Here is an 18,977-nt window from a genome sequence, read left to right as displayed (position 1 = left end):
GACAGGCGGACGCTCCTGCGCGGGGCCATCGCCACCGCGGCGATGGGCTCGTTCGCGGTCGCGTGCAGCTCTCCCTCCAGCGAGAACAAGGACAGCGACGGCGGCCCGAAGGGCGAGAAGAGCGCCGACAACCCGTTCGGTGTCGCCGCGAGCTCCACGGTCGAAGCGGCCATCTTCGACGGCGGCTACGGCACCGACTACGTCGACTACACCAACCAGGTGCTCGGCAGCCAGGTCAAGGGCCTCAAGGTCCAGGTCAAGCCGGTTGTCGACATCGCCCCCCAGCTCCAGCCCCGCTTCGTCGGCGGCAACCCGCCGGACCTCATCGACAACTCCGGTGAGGACCAGATCGGCTTCCTCGGCATCCTCGACCAGCTGGAGGAGCTCGACGACCTCTTCGAGGCCAACACCTACGAAGGCAAGAAGATCGCCGACATCGTCTACCCCGGCGTCAAGGCCCCCGGCACGTTCAAGGACAAGTTCGTCGCGCTCAACTACGTGATGACCGTGTACGGCGTCTGGTACTCGAAGACGCTCTTCGAGGAGAACGACTGGACCCCGCCGAAGACCTGGGACGAGGCGCTCGACCTCGGCCAGAAGGCGAAGAAGAAGGGCAAGTACCTCTTCGTCCACGGCAAGGAGGCGGCGACCTATTACCGCACGCTCCTGATCGACTCGGCGATCAAGGAGGGCGGCGACGAGGTCCGGCTCGCCCTGGAGAACCTGGAGAAGGGCTGCTGGTCGCACCCGGCCGTCCAGGGCGTCATCAAGGTCATGGAGACCATGGTCAAGCAGAAGATGTTCGTCCCCGGTGGCTCCGGCACCCAGTTCCAGAAGGCGCAGGCGATCTGGAGCAACGACCAGAAGGCGCTGCTCTACCCGTCCGGTGGCTGGATCGAGAACGAGATGAAGAAGGCCACCAAGGCGGACTTCCAGATGACCGGATTCCCGTCGATGACGCTCACCGACAAGCCGCAGCTGCCCTACGAGTCGCTCCGCGCGGCCGCGGGCGAGCCGTTCATCGTGCCCAAGCAGGGCAAGAACCCGGCCGGCGGCAAGGAAGTGCTGCGGGCGATGCTGTCGGAGAAGGCGGCCGCCAACTTCTCCAGGACGAAGCTGGCCCCGACGATCGTCAAGGGCACCGTGCCCGCCGACGGTTACGGGTCGACGGCCCTCGTCTCGCAGACGAAGATGCTGGAGGCCGCGGGCACCGACATCTTCAACTACATGTTCGTCGAGACCTACGGGATGAACACCGACCAGCTGGTGCCGTGGAACTCGTTCCTCGCCGGTGACCTCGACGGCAAGGGGCTGACCTCGGCTATGCAGAAGATCTCCGACAAGGTCCGGGAAGACGACTCCGTCGACAAGGTCAAGGTCAGCTAGCCCCGCGATGAAAGACACGATCCCCACTGCCGAAACCGCGAGCCGCCGGCCCGAGCCGGCCGCTCGCAGCGGGCGGCCACGGCGCCGCAAGCTCACGTTCGACCGGGTGACGTTCTTCCTCGCGTTCCTCGGTGTCCCGCTGGCCATCTTCGTGATCTTCGTCCTGATCCCGTTCGGCCAGGCGATCTTCTGGGGGATGACCGACTGGCGTGGCTTCAGCCCGGACTACAACTTCGTCGGCTTCGACAACTTCACGAAGATGTTCCAGGACGACATCTTCGTGAAGGCGTTGCGCAACGTCGCACTCCTCGCGGCCTTCGTGCCGCTGGTGACGCTGACGCTCGCCCTCGGGGTCGCCGTGGCCGTCACCCTGGGCGGGCCCAGCAAGGGCCCCGTCCGAGGAATCCGGGGAGCGTCGTTCTACCGGATCATCTCGTTCTTCCCCTACGTCGTGCCGGCGATCATCGTCGGTCTGATCTGGGCGCAGATGTACGACCCGAACGCCGGCCTGCTCAACGGCGTCCTCACCGGCCTCGGCCTCGACCAGTTCGACACGTTCGCGTGGCTGGGCGAGAAGGCGACCGCGATGCCGGCCGTGATGTTCGTCATCATCTGGGGGCTCGTCGGGTTCTACGCGGTGCTCTTCATCGCCGCGATCAAGGGCGTTCCCGCCGAGCTGTACGAGGCGGCGAGGATCGACGGGGCCGGCCGGTTCCGCACCACGATCTCGATCACCCTGCCGGCGATCCGGGACAGCGTGCAGACGGCGTACATCTACCTGGGCATCGCCGCCCTCGACGCGTTCGTCTACGTCCAGGCGATGGTGCCGAACGGCGGCCCGGACAACTCGACCCTGACGATCAGCCAGCGTCTGTTCAACGTCGCTTTCGCAAAGCAGCAGTTCGGCTACGCCACCGCGATGGGCGTCGTCCTCGCCGTCGTCACCCTGGTGTTCGCGGCGCTGGTGTTCCTCGTCAACCGCCTCACGGGCGGCGGCGAGGGAGAGAGCAAGAGGAAAGCACCTGGGTCCAGAGCTCGGCGTGCCGCAGCCAAGGGAGGTGCCCGGTGAGCGTCATTGCCGCCGACCGGAAGCCGGCCGGTGACCGGAAGCCGGCGAGAGACCGGAAGCTGACGCGCGTCGCCGCGAGCAGCGACCGCAGATTCGCGGCGATCTCGCACGCCCTGCTGATCCTGTGGTCCGTGATCGTGATCGTGCCCATGCTGTGGGTGCTGATGTCGTCGTTCAAATCCACCGGTGAGATCCTTTCGTCGCCGTTCTCGCTGCCGGATCACTGGCGGTTCGAGAACTACGCGAACGCGTGGACCGACGCGAACATCGGAAGGTACTTCCTGAATTCCGTGATCGTCGTGGTCTCGGCACTGATCCTGGTGATGCTGCTCGGCGCGATGTGCGCCTACATTCTCGCCCGGTTCGAGTTCCCCGGCCGCCGGCTGATCTACTACGTGATGCTCGCCGGCCTGACTTTCCCGGTCTTCCTGGCGATCGTTCCGCTCTTCTTCCAGTTGCAGAACTTCGGGCTGCTGAACACGCGTCTCGGACTGATCCTCACCTATGTCGCGTTCGCGCTGCCGTTCACGATGTTCTTCCTCTATTCGTTCTTCCGGTCGCTGCCGCACGACGTGTACGAGGCCGCGCTGATCGACGGTGCCGGGGACTGGCGGGCGTTCTTCCAGGTGATGCTGCCGATGGCCAGTCCGGGCATGGCGGCGGTGGCGATCTTCAACTTCCTGGGCCTGTGGAACCAGTTCCTGCTGCCGGTGGCGCTCAACACCGACCAGGACATGTGGGTCCTCACCCAGGGCATGGCCGCCTACGCGTCCTCGCAGGTCTACGACATCGACTACGGCGCGCTGTTCGCGGCGATCGTGATCACGGTGGTGCCCGTACTGATCGTGTACTGCGTCTTCCAGCGGCGGATCGCCGGTTCGGTGTCGCAGGGCACCTTCCGCTGACGCCCACCGCCGCTCCACCCGTCGTACGCAGGGGTCCGGCCCCGGAGAGACAGCTCTCCGGGGCCGGACCCCTGCGGCGTACCGCTGACAGTCGGCCGTGGACACGGCCTGGAACCGATTTCTTTCAAGGGCTTGACGCCACTGGGCGATTCAGCGGAGTTTGGGGTTCATAACTTGTACAAGGTCCGCATCACACAGGGCGACGCGGACCCAGGGATGAGGGTGAGAGTCAATGGAGACTCCCGGGTCGCAGTCGTCGCTGCACCGAGCCAACCTGGAACGGGTCGTACGAGCGGTACGGCTCGCAGGGTCGCTCACGCAGGCGGAGATCGCGAGGACGACGGGCCTGTCCGCGGCGACGGTCTCGAACATCGTCCGGGAACTGAAGGACGGCGGAACGGTCGAGGTCACGCCCACGTCGGCGGGCGGCCGGCGGGCCCGCAGCGTCTCGCTGAGCGGGGACGCCGGGATTGTCATCGGCGTGGACTTCGGGCACACGCACCTGCGTGTCGCGGTCGGCAACCTCGCCCACCAGGTGCTCGCCGAGGAGTCCGAGCCGCTGGACGTCGACGCGTCCGCGGCGCAGGGCCTCGACCGGGCGGAGCAGCTGGTCAACCGGCTCATCGCGGCGACCGGCGTCGACCGTTCCAAGATCGCCGGAGTGGGCCTCGGCGTGCCCGGCCCGATCGACGTGGAGTCCGGGACCCTGGGCTCGACCGCCATCCTGCCCGGCTGGGGAGGCACCCGGCCCGCCGAGGAGCTGCGGGGGCGGCTCGGCGTGCCGGTGCACGTGGACAACGACGCCAACCTCGGCGCCCTCGGCGAGCTGGTCTGGGGCAGCGGCCGGGGGGTGCGGGACCTGGCGTACATCAAGGTCGCCAGCGGCGTCGGCGCGGGCCTGGTGATCAACGGCAAGATCTACCGCGGACCCGGCGGCACGGCCGGTGAGATCGGGCACATCACGCTCGACGAAGCCGGTCCCGTCTGCCGCTGCGGAAACCGGGGCTGCCTGGAGACCTTCGCGTCCGCGCGCTACGTGCTCCCGCTCCTCCAGCCGAGCCACGGCACCGAGCTGACGATGGAGGGCGTCGTGCGGCTGGCGAGGGACGGCGACCCGGGCTGCCGCCGGGTGATCGCCGACGTCGGCCGCCACATCGGCAGTGGAGTCGCCAACCTCTGCAACCTGCTCAACCCGAGCCGCGTCGTCCTCGGCGGCGATCTGGCCGAGGCGGGTGAGCTGGTGCTCGGCCCGATCCGGGAGTCCGTCGGCCGTTACGCGATCCCCAGCGCGGCGCGTCAACTCTCCATTCTTCCCGGGGCACTTGGGGGGCGTGCGGAGGTGCTCGGGGCGCTCGCCCTCGCCCTCAGCGAGATGGGCGATTCGACGCTTTTGGACGGAACTGCGACCGGCGCCCTGAAGGCGGCCTCCCCCGTCTTCACTTAGAGAACGGATGGCACCGTTGCCATCTCGTTAAGGATTTACTTCTTGACGTCGCACGTGCGGCCGAGTTGACTTCCAGCCACCTCGGCCGCAACGACGCGGCCTCGTCAGGGAGGTTTCTGAAGTGAACACGCGTATGCGTCGTGCCGCCGTTGCCGTTGCCGCCACCGCGATGGCGCTCTCGCTCGCCGCTTGCGGCAGTGCCGCGGAGTCCGACGAGAACAAGGACTCGTCCGACTCGTCGGCCAAGAAGGGCGACGACATCAAGGTCGGTCTGCTCCTGCCGGAGAACCAGAACGCGCGCTACGAGAAGTTCGACAAGCCCTTGATCGAGAAGAAGGTCAAGGAGCTCACGAACAACAAGGGCGAGGTCGTCTACGCCAACGCCAAGCAGGACCCCACGCTGCAGTCCCAGCAGGTCGACACGATGATCACCAACAAGGTCGACGTGCTCATCGTGGGCGCCGTGGACTCCAAGGCCATCGCCGGCTCGATCAAGAAGGCCAAGGACCAGGGCATCCCGGTCGTCGCCTTCGACCGCCTGGCCGAGGGCCCGATCGACGCCTACACCTCGTTCGACAACGTCACCGTCGGCAAGACGCAGGGCGAGGCCCTGCTGAAGGCGCTGGGCGACAAGGCCAAGGACGGCCAGATCGTCATGATGAACGGGGCCTCCACCGACCCGAACGCCGCACAGTTCAAGGAGGGCGCCCACTCCGTCCTCGACGGCAAGGTGAACGTCGGCCGCGAGTACGACACCAAGGAGTGGAAGCCGGAGAACGCCAACTCCAACATGCAGGCGGCCATCTCCGCCCTCGGCAAGGACAAGATCATCGGTGTCTACTCCGCCAACGACGGCATGGCGAGCGGCGTCATCACGGCACTGAAGCGCGCGGGCATCGCGAACGTCCCGGTCACCGGCCAGGACGCCGAACTCGCGGGTGTGCAGCGCATCATCACCGGTGAGCAGCACATGAGCGTCTACAAGTCCTACCCGCAGGAGGCCACGGTCGCGGCCGAGATGGCCGTCGCCCTGGCCCAGGGGGAGTCGCTCGACTCCATCGCCAAGGAGAAGGCCGACAGCGCCACGACCAAGGGCATCCCCACGGTCCTCATCCCGGTCGTCTCGCTGACCAAGGACAACATCAAGGAGACCGTCGTCAAGGAGGGTTTCTACACCCTCGACGAGATCTGCGCCGGCACCTACAAGGCCGCATGCGACAAGATCGGTCTCAAGTAAGCAGCCCCGCCTCCCGTACCGTCTGAGCGCGTACGGGACCGGCTGCACGCAGCTTCCTCCGGCGCCCCGCACCCAACAGCCCCGCAAGCTACGCGGGGCGCCGGACGGAACACCCCCCCAAACTTCTGCACAACCTCCCGCCGGGTCAGGCGGCGAAGGAGATGGTTCACGTGTCCGCTACGCCCGTGCTGGCGTTGCGCGGGGTCTCCAAGCGATTCGGTGCCGTCCAGGCGCTCACCGACGTAGAGCTTGAGGTCCACGCCGGTGAAGTGGTCGCCCTGGTGGGCGACAACGGCGCCGGAAAGTCCACGCTGGTCAAGACGATCGCCGGCGTGCACCCCATCGATGAAGGCGCCATCGAGTGGGACGGCAAGGCCGTCTCGATCAACAAACCGCACGACGCCCAGAACCTGGGCATCGCGACCGTCTACCAGGACCTCGCGCTGTGCGACAACATCGACGTCGTAGGCAACCTCTACCTGGGCCGCGAGATCATGAAGCGCGGTGTCCTGGACGAGGTCGAGATGGAGCGCCGCTCCCGCGAGCTGCTGGACACCCTGTCCATCCGCATCCCCAGCGTCCGCATCCCGATCGCCTCGCTCTCCGGCGGTCAGCGCCAGGTCGTGGCGATCGCCCGGTCCATGCTCGGCGAGCCCAAGCTGGTCATCCTCGACGAGCCCACCGCCGCCCTCGGCGTCGAGCAGACCGCCCAGGTCCTCGACCTCGTCGAGCGGCTGCGCGAGCGCGGCCACGCCGTCATCCTCATCAGCCACAACATGGCCGATGTCAAGGCGGTCGCCGACAAGGTCGCCGTCCTGCGCCTCGGGCGCAACAACGGCGTCTTCGAGGTCAAGTCGACCTCGCAGGAAGAGATCATCTCCGCCATCACGGGCGCCACGGAGAACGCCGTGACCCGTCGTGCGGCGCGCACCAATGGGGAGATCAAGAAGTGAGCATCGACAAGACCTCCACCACCGCCGGCGACCACGCGGTGGAGAACCCCGACGCCGCCCCCGCCGCGGCCCCCGTCGTCGACCCGCGGCTGCTGGTGCGCGAGCAGGGCTTCGCCGGCTACGTCGGCGAGTTCAAGCGGAAGATGAAGGCGGGCGACCTCGGGTCCCTCCCGGTCGTCGTCGGTCTGCTGGTCATCTGGGCCATCTTCACCAGCCTGAACAGCAACTTCCTCACCGCGGGCAACTTCTCCGACATGTCCGTCGCCATGGTCGGCACGGGCATGATCGCCGTCGGTATCGTCTTCGTCCTGCTGCTCGGCGAGATCGACCTGTCGGTCGGCTCGGTCAGCGGTGTCGCGGGCGCCACCTTCGCGGTGCTGAACATCACGCACGGGATGAACGAGGTGCTGGCCCTGGTGCTGGCCATCCTCACCGGCACCGTGGCCGGAGCCGTCCACGGCTTCGTCTTCGCCCGCATCGGTGTGCCGGCCTTCGCCGTGACGCTGGCCGGACTCCTGTTCTGGCAGGGCTTCATGCTGCAGATACTCGGCAGCAACGGCACCATCAACCTGAACCCCGACGGCATCGTCGTCAAGCTGACCAGCTACTACTTCAGCGACGTGGCCGCCGCCTACGGCCTGGCGATCGTCGTGACCGCGGGGTACTTCCTCTCGGCCTTCTTCGACAACCGCCGCCGCGAGGCCGCGGGCGTGCCGTCCCGGCCGCTGAACGAGATCATCGTGCGCACGGTGCTGCTGGCCGCCCTGGCCTTCACCGTGGCGATCGTCTTCAACCAGTACAAGGGCCTGCCGCTGGCCGTGGTGATCTTCCTCGCGTTCCTGCTGCTCACGGACTTCGTGCTGCGCCGCACGTCCTACGGCCGCAAGGTCTTCGCCCTCGGCGGCAGCGTCGAGGCGTCCCGCCGCGCCGGTATCAACGTCGAGCTGGTCCGGATCTCGGTCTTCGCGATCGCCGGCACCTTCGCCGCGATGGGCGGCCTCTTCGTCGCCTCGAAGATCGCCGCCGCCAACCAGGGCGCGGGCACCGGTGAGTTCCTGATGAACGTCATCGCCGCGGCCGTGATCGGCGGCACGTCCCTCTTCGGCGGCCGCGGCCGCACCTGGGACGCGCTGCTCGGCGTGATGGTCATCGTCTCGATCCAGTACGGCCTCGCCCTGCAGGGCATCGCCTCGCCGGTCCAGTACATGATCACCGGTGGCGTCCTGCTGGCGACCGTCGTCATCGACGCGATCACCCGCAAGACGCAGAAGACGGCCGGCCGCGCGTAGGGCCCGCCCGGCGGACCGGGGTCGTGGGAAGGCGACGACACCGCCCGCGTCCTTCGGGAAGTGGGGAGGGGACGTGCCGGACCCCTCGTCCGCGGCGTGACCCGCCGGGGCCGGCCCTGACAGACACCGCGCACGTCGCGGCCGCACCACCGCCCGCCCGAGCTGAGCCCTCGGGCGGGCGCTGTGCTGCCCGCCCGCCGCCGAAGGAGCAGACGTACCGGTCCGGGGCCGCGGGGACGCTGAACACCTGGGCGAACGTGTTCGTACGAGAGCTCCTCGGCGCCGCGTACGAGGGCTCCCGGGGGCCGGGACGACGCCGTACGTCAGGATCGGCGAGGACGAGGGCCGGCCGGACCGGTTCTCGCCGACGGGACGGAAGCCGTAGAACGGGCCGCCGATGGGTAAGGCCGAACGCGTGACGTACGACGCACCGCCCGGACACGTTCCGCCACGGCGGAACATTAGACTCGTCAAGCCCGGCAACAGCTCTACTGCAAGGAGGCACGGGTGCCGCTGCTGACCCGCATCACGGGACCGCGCGATCTGGACCGGCTCAGCCTGGAAGAGCTGAGCGGCCTGGCAGAGGAGATCCGCACCTTCCTCGTCGACGCCGTCTCCAAGACCGGCGGCCACCTCGGCCCCAACCTCGGCGTGGTGGAGCTCACCCTCGCCCTGCACCGCGTCTTCGACTCGCCGAAGGACAAGGTGCTCTGGGACACCGGCCACCAGTCCTACGTGCACAAGCTGCTCACCGGACGCCAGGACTTCTCGAAGCTGAAGATGAAGGGCGGCCTGTCCGGCTACCCCTCGCAAGGAGAGTCCGAGCACGACGTCATCGAGAACAGCCACGCCTCCACCGTCCTCGGCTGGGCCGACGGCATCGCCAAGGCCAACCAGGTCCTCGACCGCGACGACCACGTCGTCGCCGTGATCGGCGACGGCGCGCTCACCGGCGGCATGGCCTGGGAGGCGCTGAACAACATCGCCGCCGCCAAGGACCGCCCCCTCGTCATCGTCGTCAACGACAACGAGCGCTCCTACGCCCCCACCATCGGCGGCCTCGCCAACCACCTGGCGACCCTGCGCACCACCGACGGCTACGAGCGCTTCCTGGCCCGCACCAAGGACCTCCTGGAACGCACCCCGGTCGTCGGCCGCCCGCTCTACGACACCCTGCACGGAGCCAAGAAGGGCCTGAAGGACTTCATCGCCCCGCAGGGCATGTTCGAGGACCTCGGCCTGAAGTACGTCGGCCCGATCGACGGCCACGACCTCGAGGCCCTGGAGTCCGCCCTGACCCGCGCCAAGCGCTTCGGCGGCCCGGTCATCGTGCACTGCCTCACCGAGAAGGGCCGCGGCTACCAGCCGGCCCTGGCGGACGAGGCCGACCGCTTCCACGCCGTCGGCAAGATCCACCCCGACACCGGCCTGCCCATCTCCACCTCCGGCGCCGACTGGACCTCCGTCTTCGGTGACGAGATGCTGGAGCTCGGCCGGGAGCGCGAGGACATCGTCGCCATCACCGCCGCCATGCTCCAGCCGGTCGGCCTCGACAAGTTCGCCAAGGCCTTCCCGGACCGCGTCTACGACGTCGGCATCGCCGAGCAGCACGGCGCGGTCTCCGCCGCCGGCCTCGCCCACGGCGGGGTCCACCCGGTCTTCGCCGTGTACGCCACCTTCCTCAACCGCGCCTTCGACCAGGTGCTGATGGACGTGGCCCTGCACAAGTGCGGCGTCACCTTCGTGCTGGACCGCGCCGGTGTCACCGGCACCGACGGCGCCTCCCACAACGGCATGTGGGACATGTCGATCCTCCAGGTCGTCCCCGGCCTGCGCCTCGCCGCCCCGCGCGACGCCGACCAGGTCCGCGCCCAGCTGCGCGAGGCCGTCGAGGTGGACGACGCGCCGACCGTGGTGCGCTTCTCCAAGGGCGCCGTCGGCCCCGCGGTGCCCGCCGTCGGCCGCGTCGGCGGCATGGACGTGCTGCGCGCCCCCGGCACCGACGACCCGGACGTCCTGCTGGTCTCCGTCGGCGCCCTCGCGCCGATGTGCCTGGAGGTGGCGGACCTGCTCGACAAGCAGGGCATTTCCACCACCGTGGTCGACCCGCGCTGGGTCAAGCCCGTCGACGAGGCCATGGCCCCGCTCGCCGAGCGGCACCGCGTCGTCGTCACCGTCGAGGACAACTCGCGCGTCGGCGGCGTCGGCTCCGCCGTCGCCCAGGCCCTGCGCGACGCGGGCGTAGACGTACCGCTGCGCGACTTCGGCATCCCGCCGCGCTTCCTCGACCACGCCTCCCGCGCCGAGGTCCTGGCCGAGATCGGACTCACCGCGCCGGACATCGCCCGCCAGGTCACCGGCCTGGTCGCCAAGCTCGACGGACGGTACGAGCGCTCCGAGGCGGACTCGGTGGAGGCCGCGCGCGACTGACGCGGCGCGACCGCTGTTGCGCCGATGGGCCGGTCTCTCCACTCGTTGCAGTGGCGAAACCGGCCCATCCGCGTGAATCGACTCACACCGGGGCATACGCAGTACGCCCCCCTCTCGATCATGTCGGGGACGACAAGCGTCGGAGGTACCCGTGAGCAGCAGTCTCTTCAGGACCAAGAAGATCGAGCAGTCCATCCGGGACACCGAGGAACCGGAGCACGCGCTCAAGAAGTCCCTGTCCGCGCTGGACCTGACCGTCTTCGGCGTCGGTGTCATCATCGGCACCGGCATCTTCGTACTGACCGGCACGGTCGCCAAGAACAACGCCGGGCCCTCCGTGGCCCTGGCCTTCGTCGTCGCCGGCGTCGTCTGCGGACTCGCCGCGCTCTGCTACGCGGAGTTCGCCTCCACGGTCCCGGTGGCCGGCTCCGCGTACACCTTCTCCTACGCCTCGCTCGGCGAACTGCCCGCCTGGATCATCGGCTGGGACCTGGTCCTGGAGTTCGCGCTCGGAACGGCGGTGGTGGCCGTCGGCTGGTCCGGCTACATCCGTTCGCTGCTGGACAACGCGGGCTGGCAGATGCCCGCGGCGCTCGGCGGCCGGGACGGCGCCGAGGGATTCGGCTTCGACATCCTCGCCGCCGTCCTGGTGCTGGTGCTCACCGGCATCCTCGTCCTCGGCATGAAGCTGTCGGCACGGGTCACCTCGGTCGTCGTCGCCATCAAGGTGGCCGTCGTCCTCATCGTGATCATCGCGGGTGCCTTCTTCGTCAAGGGCTCCAACTACGACCCCTTCATCCCCGAGGCGCAGCCGGTGGAGGCGGGAGGGGGCCTCCACTCACCGCTGGTCCAGCTGATGTTCGGCTGGGCCCCGGCCAACTTCGGTGTGATGGGCATCTTCACCGCGGCCTCGGTCGTCTTCTTCGCCTTCATCGGCTTCGACATCGTCGCCACGGCCGCAGAGGAGACCAAGAACCCGCAGCGCGACATGCCGCGCGGCATCCTCGGCTCCCTGTTCATCTGCACCGCGCTGTACGTCGCCGTGTCGATCGTCGTCACCGGCATGCAGCACTACAGCGAGTTGTCCGTGGACGCCCCGCTCGCCGACGCCTTCAAGTCCACCGGGCACCCCTTCTTCGCCGGTGTGATCAGCTTCGGCGCCGCCGTCGGTCTGACCACGGTGTGCATGATCCTGCTGCTCGGCCAGACCCGGGTGTTCTTCGCGATGAGCCGCGACGGGCTGCTGCCGCGCTTCTTCTCCCATGTCCACCCGAAGTTCCGGACGCCGTACCGGCCGACCATCCTGCTCGGCGTGATCATCGCGATCGTCGCCGGCTTCACCAGCCTGAGCGAACTCGCCGAGCTGGTGAACATCGGCACGCTGTTCGCGTTCGTCATCGTCGCGATCAGTGTGATCATCCTGCGCCGGACCCGCCCCGATCTGCCGCGTGCGTTCCGCACCCCGCTGGTGCCGCTGCTGCCGGCCGTGTCGGTGGCCGCCTCGCTGTGGCTGATGCTGAACCTGCCCGCCGAGACATGGGTGCGGTTCGGCGTCTGGATGGCGATCGGCGTCCTCGTGTACTTCCTCTACAGCCGCAACAACAGCCGCCTGGCCCACGGCGAGGAGGCGCCGGCCGGAGGTCCGTCGAAGCCGTCCGGTGGAGACACTCCCTGACCACCGTCCGCCGGCCCCGTATGTCCCCCTCCCGGGGGAAGCGCGGGGCCGGACGCCGTACACCGGTGCGGGGACGCCGTCACACGGGCCGCACCGTCCGCGGCCCCGCCACCTCGGCGCCCAGCTCCGTCACCCGGCGGCGCAGTTCCCGGTCGGCCGTCACGACCAGGACAGGACGGTCACCGCAGGCCCGGGCGGCCAGCTCGACCATGTGATCGTCCCCACTGCCGGGCGCCGACTCCACGCGGACGCCGGGGACCGGCTCCACCCCGCGGGCCGCGCCCTCGACGACGAGAACGATCTCCACCGGCCCGCCTCGCCCCGGCACCCCGTCCGCCGCCAGCCGGTCCCGCAACCGCTCCGCCGCCCCGCGCCGGTCCCGCCACCATCCGTCGGGCACGGACCCGACGACGTTCGCGGCGTCGACGATCACGAGCACCGGTGCGTTGTCGTCCATGGAGGAAGGGTCGCACTTTCCCGACCCACCCCGAGTGAGGCCATGACCGGCAGCTTAAGGTGATCCAGTGAACGGCGAGTGGCTCATACGCGGCCGGGATGGTCGACTCAGCGTCTATCAGGTGTCCCACGACGCGGTCCTGTGCCGCGCGGAGCGGGTACCGGGCGGTCCTTGGGACGCCCCGCGCAGGATGGGCGGGGACCAGCGGCTGCACTCCGTCCTGGCGGTCGGCCAGGGGACCGATGAGTACGTGCACCTGGTCTCCTGGCGGCCCACGGCGACCGGCGAGTCGGACGTGGTGCACTCCGTCCACTTCCGGCCCCTGCTGGCCGCCCTGGACTGGGACTCCGTCGGCCGTCCGGGAGGCAAGGGCGACCGGACCGGAACGCCCGTCGTCTCGGTCGACGACCAGGGACGCGCGCACATCTTCGTGCGCAACGGCGACGGGGGGCTCGGCCTGCGCCCCCAGAAGCAGAAGGGCGGCTGGGGCCCGTGGCGTGACATGAAGGGCGCGGACCTCCAGGACGACCTCGCGACCGCGGTGGACAAGGCCGGCCGCGTCGCGGTGTACGCGACCGCCCCCGGCCGTCTCCTGCACTGGCGTCAGGAGGCGGCCGGCGCCCGCTTCCAGGAGCTGGTGTCGGTGGAGGCCGAGGCCCGCCCGGGCACCCTGCGCGCCCTGGCCACCTCCGACGAGGACACCACCCTGTTCTTCACCGACGCGTCGGGCCACCTGTCCGCCTGGCGCCCCGGTGCCGACCCCGTGGCCCTGCTCCCCGCGGCGGGGCCCGGGCCGGTCGCGGCCGTCCGCTGCGAACTCGACGGCCACGACTGCACTGTGCTGGCCCAGCGCTCCTCCTCCGGCCGCGTCGCCTTCGCGGCCTACCCCAGCGAGCGGGAGTCGGCGGGCGCCTGGTGGACCGAGTCCGGGCCGCCGCTGGCCGCGGACGCCGAGGTCTCCCTCGCCCTGGACGCCGATGACCGGCTGGTCGCGGCGGTCCTGTCGCCCTCGACGGGACAGCTGCTGCTGGCCCGCCGCAAGGACGAGCCGGGGCTGGCGCTCACGGCGTGGCAGGAGGTCTGAGGGAAGGCACCCGGGCTGCCCCGGACCGCACGAGGCAGAAGGGGGCGGGCCGCACGGATCGTCACCGTGCGGCCCGCCCCCTTTTTTCGGGCAGACCGGTTATGCCGGAACGCTCGCCACCCCGGGCTCCAGGAACCGCTTCCCGTTCACCCGCTCGGCGACGCCCTCACGGTCCAGGTACGGCGTGATGCCGCCCAGGTGGAAGGGCCACCCGGCGCCGGTGATGAGGCAGAGGTCGATGTCCTGGGCCTCGGCGACGACGCCCTCGTCGAGCATCAGGCCGATCTCCTGGGCCACCGCGTCCAGGACGCGGTCGCGGACCTGCTCCTCGGTCAGGACGGTGTCGCCCTGCTTCAGCAGTGCGGCGACCTCCGGGTCCAGCTCCGGCTTGCCGCTGTCGTAGACGTAGAAGCCGCGCTTGCCCGCCTCGACGACCGCCTTGAGGTTCGGGGAGACCGTGAAGCGCTCCGGGAAGGCCCGGTTGAGCGTCTCGGAGACGTGCAGGCCGATCGCCGGGCCGACCAGCTCCAGCAGCACCAGCGGCGACATCGGCAGACCGAGCGGCTCGACGGCCTTCTCGGCGACCTCGACGGGGGTGCCCTCGTCGATGACGTTCTGGATCTCGCCCATGAAGCGGGTCAGGATGCGGTTCACGACGAACGCCGGGGCGTCCTTCACGAGGACCGCGGTCTTCTTCAGCTTCTTGGCGACGCCGAACGCCGTGGCCAGCGAGGCCTCGTCGGTCTGCTCGCCGCGGACGATCTCCAGGAGCGGGAGGATCGCGACCGGGTTGAAGAAGTGGAAGCCGACGACCCGCTCGGGGTGCTTCAGCTTCGACGCCATCTCCGACACGGACAGGGACGAGGTGTTGGTGGCGAGGATCGCGTGCGCGGGCGCCACCGCCTCGACCTCGGCGAACACCTTCTGCTTGACGCCCATCTCCTCGAACACGGCCTCGATGACGAAGTCCGCGTCCGCGAAGCCCTCGGCCTTGTCCAGGACGCCGGAGACCAGGGCCTTCAGCCTGTTCGCCTTGTCCTGGTTGATCCGGCCCTTGCCGAGCAGCTTGTCGATCTCGGCGTGGACGTAGCCCACACCCTTGTCGACGCGCTCCTGGTCGATGTCGGTCAGGACGACCGGCACCTCCAGGCGGCGCAGGAAGAGCAGGGCCAGCTGCGACGCCATCAGGCCGGCGCCGACGACGCCCACCTTGGTGACCGGGCGGGCCAGCGACTTGTCGGGCGCACCGGCCGGACGCTTGCCGCGCTTCTGCACCAGGTTGAAGGCGTAGATGCCGGACCGCAGTTCGCCGCCCATGATCAGGTCGGCGAGGGCCTGGTCCTCGGCGTCGTAGCCCTGCTGGAGGTCACCGTTCTTGGCGGCGGCGATGATGTCCAGGGCGCGGTAGGCGGCCGGGGCGGCGCCGTGCACCTTGCCGTCGGCGATGAAGCGGCCCTTGGCGACGGCCTGGTCCCAGGCCTCGCCGCGGTCGATCACCGGACGCTCGACGGCGATCTCGCCCTTGAGGACGGACGCGGTCCAGATCAGCGACTGCTCCAGGAAGTCCGCGCCCTCGAAGATCGCGTCCGCGATGCCGAGCTCGTAGACCTGTACGCCCTTGAGCTGCTTGTTCTGGTTCAGACTGTTCTCGATGATCACCGAGACGGCCTTGTCGGCGCCGATCAGGTTCGGCAGCAGCGTGCATCCGCCCCAGCCGGGGACGAGGCCGAGGAAGACCTCAGGGAGCGAGAACGCCGGGAGCGCGGCCGACACCGTGCGGTACGCGCAGTGCAGGCCGATCTCCACGCCGCCGCCCATCGCGGCACCGTTGTAGTACGCGAAGGTCGGCACGGCCAGCTTCGACAGCCGCTTGAAGACGTCGTGGCCGCCCTTGCCGATGGCGAGCGCGTCCTCGTGCCGCTCCAGCAGCTCGACACCCTTGAGGTCGGCGCCGACCGCGAAGATGAACGGCTTGCCGGTGACGCCGACGCCGACGATGTCGCCGTCCGCGGCCTCCTTCTCGACCCGGTCGATCGCGGCGTCGATGTTCGCCAGCGACTGCGGGCCGAGCGTGGTCGGCTTGGTGTGGTCGTGGCCGTTGTCCAGGGTGATCAGGGCGAAGCGCCCGGCACCGAGGGGGAGGTCGAAGTGGCGTACGTGCGCCTGGGTGACGACCTCGCCCGGGAACAGCTCGGCCGCACCCTTCAGAAGCTCTGCGGTGGTGGTGCTCACTTGTCCCCCTCGAAGTGCGGGTTCTCCCAGACGACCGTCGCGCCCATGCCGAAGCCGACGCACATGGTGGTCAGGCCGTAGCGGACGTGCGGCTGCTCCTCGAACTGGCGGGCCAGCTGCGTCATCAGGCGGACGCCGGAGGAGGCGAGCGGGTGGCCGAAGGCGATGGCGCCGCCGTACTGGTTGACGCGCGCGTCGTCGTCGGCGATGCCGTAGTGCTCCAGGAACGCGAGGACCTGGACGGCGAAGGCCTCGTTGATCTCGAACAGACCGATGTCGTCGATGGACAGGCCGGCCTGGGCCAGGGCCTTCTCCGTCGCCGGGATCGGGCCGTAACCCATGACCTCCGGCTCGACACCCGCGAAGGAGTACGAGACGAGACGCATCTTCACCGGGAGGTTGTTCTCGCGGGCGAAGTCCTCGCTCGCGATGAGGGAGGCGGTCGCGCCGTCGTTCAGACCGGCCGCGTTGCCCGCGGTGACCCGGCCGTGCACACGGAACGGCGTCTTCAGGCCCGCCAGGTTCTCCAGCGTGGTGCCCGGACGCATCGGCTCGTCGGCGGTGACCAGGCCCCAGCCGGTCTCACCTGCCTCTTCGCTGGTGCGGCGCACCGAGACCGGCACCAGGTCGGCCTGGATCTTGCCGTCGGCGTACGCCTTGGCGGCCTTCTCCTGCGAGCGCACGGCGTACTCGTCGGCGCGCTGCTTGGTGATGCTCGGGTAGCGGTCGTGCAGGTTCTCCGCCGTCATGCCCATGAACAGGGCGGACTCGTCGACCAGCTTCTCGCTGACGAACCGCGGGTTGGGGTCGACGCCCTCGCCCATCGGGTGGCGGCCCATGTGCTCGACACCGCCCGCGATGGCGACGTCGTACGCCCCGAAGGCGACGGAGCCGGCCACCGAGGTGACGGCGGTCAGGGCGCCCGCGCACATGCGGTCGATCGAGTAGCCCGGGACCGAGGTGGGCAGGCCCGCCAGGATGCCGGCGGTGCGGCCGATGGTCAGACCCTGGTCACCGATCTGCGTGGTCGCGGCGACGGCGACCTCGTCGATCTTCTTGGGGTCGAGGCCGGGATTGCGGCGCAGCAGCTCCCGGATCGCCTTCACGACCAGGTCGTCGGCGCGGGTCTCGTGGTAGACGCCCTTCGGGCCCGCCTTGCCGAACGGGGTGCGGACGCCGTCTACGAAGACGACGTCCCTGACGGTACGAGGCACGATGGCTCTCCTCCAGGGTGCGGGGTGGCACTGCTGCGGCGCGCATGCACTGAGCGCGCGCTCAGCCCCATGCTACTTGTGGGTAACGTAGCTGCCCAGTCCCCCCGGCTGGAGCGGCGAACGTCACACCGCCGGGTCGCCGCGCCGAACCCGGATCTTGGCCGGAACTCGCCGCCGCTCCTCCTACGACACGCCCTCGGTCAGCGCAGTCACCAGCGCCGGCGTCACCTGTTCCACCTGCCACGGCCGGGCCCCGTGCCCGGCGAGGGCCGCGCCCACCGACTCCGCGTCGACCGCTGCGGGCGGCTCCCAGCAGACCCTGCGGACCGTGTCCGGCGTGATCAGGTTCTCCTGCGGCATGTTCAGCCGCTCGGCCAGCGCCGTCACCGCCGCCCGCGCGGCGGACAGCCGGGCAGCGGCGTCCGGGTCCTTGTCGGCCCAGGCCCGCGGCGGCGGGGGACCGGTCACCGGCTGGCCGGGCTGCGGCAGCTGCGACTCGGACAGGGCCCTGGCGCGGTCGACCGCCACCTGCCACTGCTCCACCTGCCGGCGGTTGACCCGCCCGAACCCGTTCAGCGCGGCCAGCGCGTGCGCGTTGACCGGCAGCGCGAGCGCCGCCTCGACGATGGCCGCGTCCCCGAGCACCTTGCCCGGGGACACGTCCCGGCGCTGAGCGATGCGGTCCCGGGTCTGCCACAGCTCCCGCACGACGGCGAGCTGACGGCGCCGGCGCACCTTGTGCATGCCGGACGTACGGCGCCACGGATCCTTGCGGGGCTCGGGCGGCGGGGCCGACGCGATCGCGTCGAACTCCTGCCGGGCCCATTCCAGCTTGCCCTGCCGGTCCAGCTCCTTCTCCAGGGCGTCTCGCAGGTCGACGAGGAGCTCGACGTCGAGCGCGGCGTAGCGCAGCCACGGTTCGGGCAGCGGGCGGGTCGACCAGTCGACGGCCGAGTGGCCCTTCTCCAGGACGAAGCCCAGGACGTTCTCCACCATCGCGCCGAGGCCGACCCTCGGGAACCCGGCGAGCCGCCCGGCCAGCTCGGTGTCGAAGAGGCGGGTGGGCACCATCCCTATTTCCCTCAGGCACGGCAGGTCCTGGGTGGCCGCGTGCAGCACCCACTCCGCTCCGGAGAGCGCGGCGCCCAGCCCGGACATGTCGGGACAGGCCACCGGGTCGATCAGCGCGCTCCCGGCCCCCTCGCGGCGCAGCTGCACCAGGTACGCGCGCTGGCCGTAGCGGTAACCCGAGGCGCGCTCGGCATCGACGGCGACGGGTCCGCGTCCGGCGGCGAAGGCGGCGGTCACCTCGGCGAGGGCGGCCGCGTCGGTGATCACCGGCGGAATGCCCTCGCGTGGTTCGAGCAAGGGGATCGGCGCCTGACTCGCAGAAGATCCGGCGTCGTCCGGAGGGGCGCCTCCGGTGGTTCGCAGTGAACGGTCTGCTGCGGTTTCGTGGGCGTCGGTCACCTGTCAAGGGTATCGGTGGATCGACGGCGCCCCCCCCCCGTCACTTGCCTCGGGGGGCGGCCGGGGGGGGGTAAACCGGCCGGTGGGGGTTAGTGGTGGTTCGGGGGGGGGGGGGGGGGGGGGGGAGAGGGG

The 18,977-nt window shown here is 69.8% G+C and carries 14 protein-coding genes; 10 read left to right on the top strand and 4 right to left on the bottom strand.

Translation table 11 applies throughout. The annotated features are described in order from the left end of the window. Window positions 1–42 precede the first annotated feature (42 nt). From ngcE to ACH4F2_RS06700, 9 genes are all read left to right on the top strand, one after another. Window positions 43–1,386 carry an N-acetylglucosamine/diacetylchitobiose ABC transporter substrate-binding protein gene (ngcE, locus tag ACH4F2_RS06740; protein ID WP_398131826.1) on the top strand — a complete coding sequence of 448 codons (1,344 nt, stop codon included), beginning with the start codon at window positions 43–45 and terminating at the stop codon, window positions 1,384–1,386. Window positions 1,387–1,393: 7 nt separating this feature from the next. Beyond that, the gene (locus ACH4F2_RS06735) at window positions 1,394–2,455 is read left to right on the top strand and encodes a carbohydrate ABC transporter permease (protein WP_398131610.1); all 1,062 of its coding nucleotides are present in this window, start codon (window positions 1,394–1,396) and stop codon (window positions 2,453–2,455) included. Further along, window positions 2,452–3,360: a carbohydrate ABC transporter permease gene (locus ACH4F2_RS06730; protein ID WP_398131609.1), complete on the top strand. Its 909-nt coding sequence runs from the start codon at window positions 2,452–2,454 to the stop codon at window positions 3,358–3,360. The genes ACH4F2_RS06735 and ACH4F2_RS06730 overlap by 4 nt, the downstream gene beginning before the upstream one ends. A gap of 232 nt (window positions 3,361–3,592) precedes the next feature. Beyond that, a complete protein-coding gene (locus ACH4F2_RS06725) occupies window positions 3,593–4,804 on the top strand; it encodes an ROK family protein (RefSeq protein WP_398131608.1) in 1,212 nt (403 codons plus the stop codon). A 133-nt stretch (window positions 4,805–4,937) separates the two neighbouring features. Next, complete coding sequence (locus ACH4F2_RS06720; protein WP_398131825.1) at window positions 4,938–6,041, top strand: sugar ABC transporter substrate-binding protein; 1,104 nt, start codon at window positions 4,938–4,940, stop codon at window positions 6,039–6,041. A 161-nt stretch (window positions 6,042–6,202) separates the two neighbouring features. Continuing rightward, window positions 6,203–6,994, top strand: coding sequence for an ATP-binding cassette domain-containing protein (locus ACH4F2_RS06715; RefSeq protein WP_398131607.1), 792 nt, complete (start codon window positions 6,203–6,205; stop codon window positions 6,992–6,994). Beyond that, the gene (locus tag ACH4F2_RS06710; RefSeq protein WP_398131606.1) at window positions 6,991–8,283 is read left to right on the top strand and encodes a sugar ABC transporter permease; all 1,293 of its coding nucleotides are present in this window, start codon (window positions 6,991–6,993) and stop codon (window positions 8,281–8,283) included. The genes ACH4F2_RS06715 and ACH4F2_RS06710 overlap by 4 nt, the downstream gene beginning before the upstream one ends. 507 nt (window positions 8,284–8,790) lie before the next feature. Further along, on the top strand, window positions 8,791–10,713 hold the full coding sequence (gene dxs / locus ACH4F2_RS06705) for a 1-deoxy-D-xylulose-5-phosphate synthase (protein ID WP_398131605.1): 1,923 nt from the start codon (window positions 8,791–8,793) through the stop codon (window positions 10,711–10,713). 151 nt (window positions 10,714–10,864) lie between these two features. After that, entirely contained in the window at window positions 10,865–12,388 is a 1,524-nt protein-coding gene (locus ACH4F2_RS06700; protein WP_398131604.1) for an amino acid permease, read from the top strand. A gap of 79 nt (window positions 12,389–12,467) precedes the next feature. On the opposite strand, the gene ACH4F2_RS06695 is transcribed toward ACH4F2_RS06700, so the two are convergent. Further along, on the bottom strand, window positions 12,468–12,845 hold the full coding sequence (locus ACH4F2_RS06695) for an NTP pyrophosphohydrolase (protein WP_398131603.1): 378 nt from the start codon (window positions 12,843–12,845) through the stop codon (window positions 12,468–12,470). A 67-nt stretch (window positions 12,846–12,912) separates the two neighbouring features. On the opposite strand from ACH4F2_RS06695, the gene ACH4F2_RS06690 reads away from it, so the two are divergent. Further along, complete coding sequence (locus ACH4F2_RS06690; RefSeq protein ID WP_398131602.1) at window positions 12,913–13,929, top strand: hypothetical protein; 1,017 nt, start codon at window positions 12,913–12,915, stop codon at window positions 13,927–13,929. A gap of 99 nt (window positions 13,930–14,028) precedes the next feature. On the opposite strand, the gene ACH4F2_RS06685 is transcribed toward ACH4F2_RS06690, so the two are convergent. The 3 genes from ACH4F2_RS06685 to ACH4F2_RS06675 all read right to left on the bottom strand — a co-directional run bounded on the left by ACH4F2_RS06685 (window position 14,029) and on the right by ACH4F2_RS06675 (window position 18,845). Continuing rightward, a complete protein-coding gene (locus tag ACH4F2_RS06685) occupies window positions 14,029–16,161 on the bottom strand; it encodes a 3-hydroxyacyl-CoA dehydrogenase NAD-binding domain-containing protein (RefSeq protein WP_398131601.1) in 2,133 nt (710 codons plus the stop codon). Next, complete coding sequence (locus tag ACH4F2_RS06680) at window positions 16,158–17,375, bottom strand: thiolase family protein (RefSeq protein WP_398131600.1); 1,218 nt, start codon at window positions 17,373–17,375, stop codon at window positions 16,158–16,160. The genes ACH4F2_RS06685 and ACH4F2_RS06680 overlap by 4 nt, the downstream gene beginning before the upstream one ends. 183 nt (window positions 17,376–17,558) lie before the next feature. Then, complete coding sequence (locus ACH4F2_RS06675; protein WP_398131599.1) at window positions 17,559–18,845, bottom strand: HRDC domain-containing protein; 1,287 nt, start codon at window positions 18,843–18,845, stop codon at window positions 17,559–17,561. Between the last annotated feature and the right edge of the window lie 132 nt (window positions 18,846–18,977).

The sequence above is a fragment of the Streptomyces sp. NPDC017890 genome, from assembly GCF_044328675.1.
Lineage (GTDB): Bacteria > Actinomycetota > Actinomycetes > Streptomycetales > Streptomycetaceae > Streptomyces.
The sequence above is the reverse complement of the archived record's forward strand: the minus strand, read 5'-3'. Positions and strand labels throughout refer to the sequence as shown.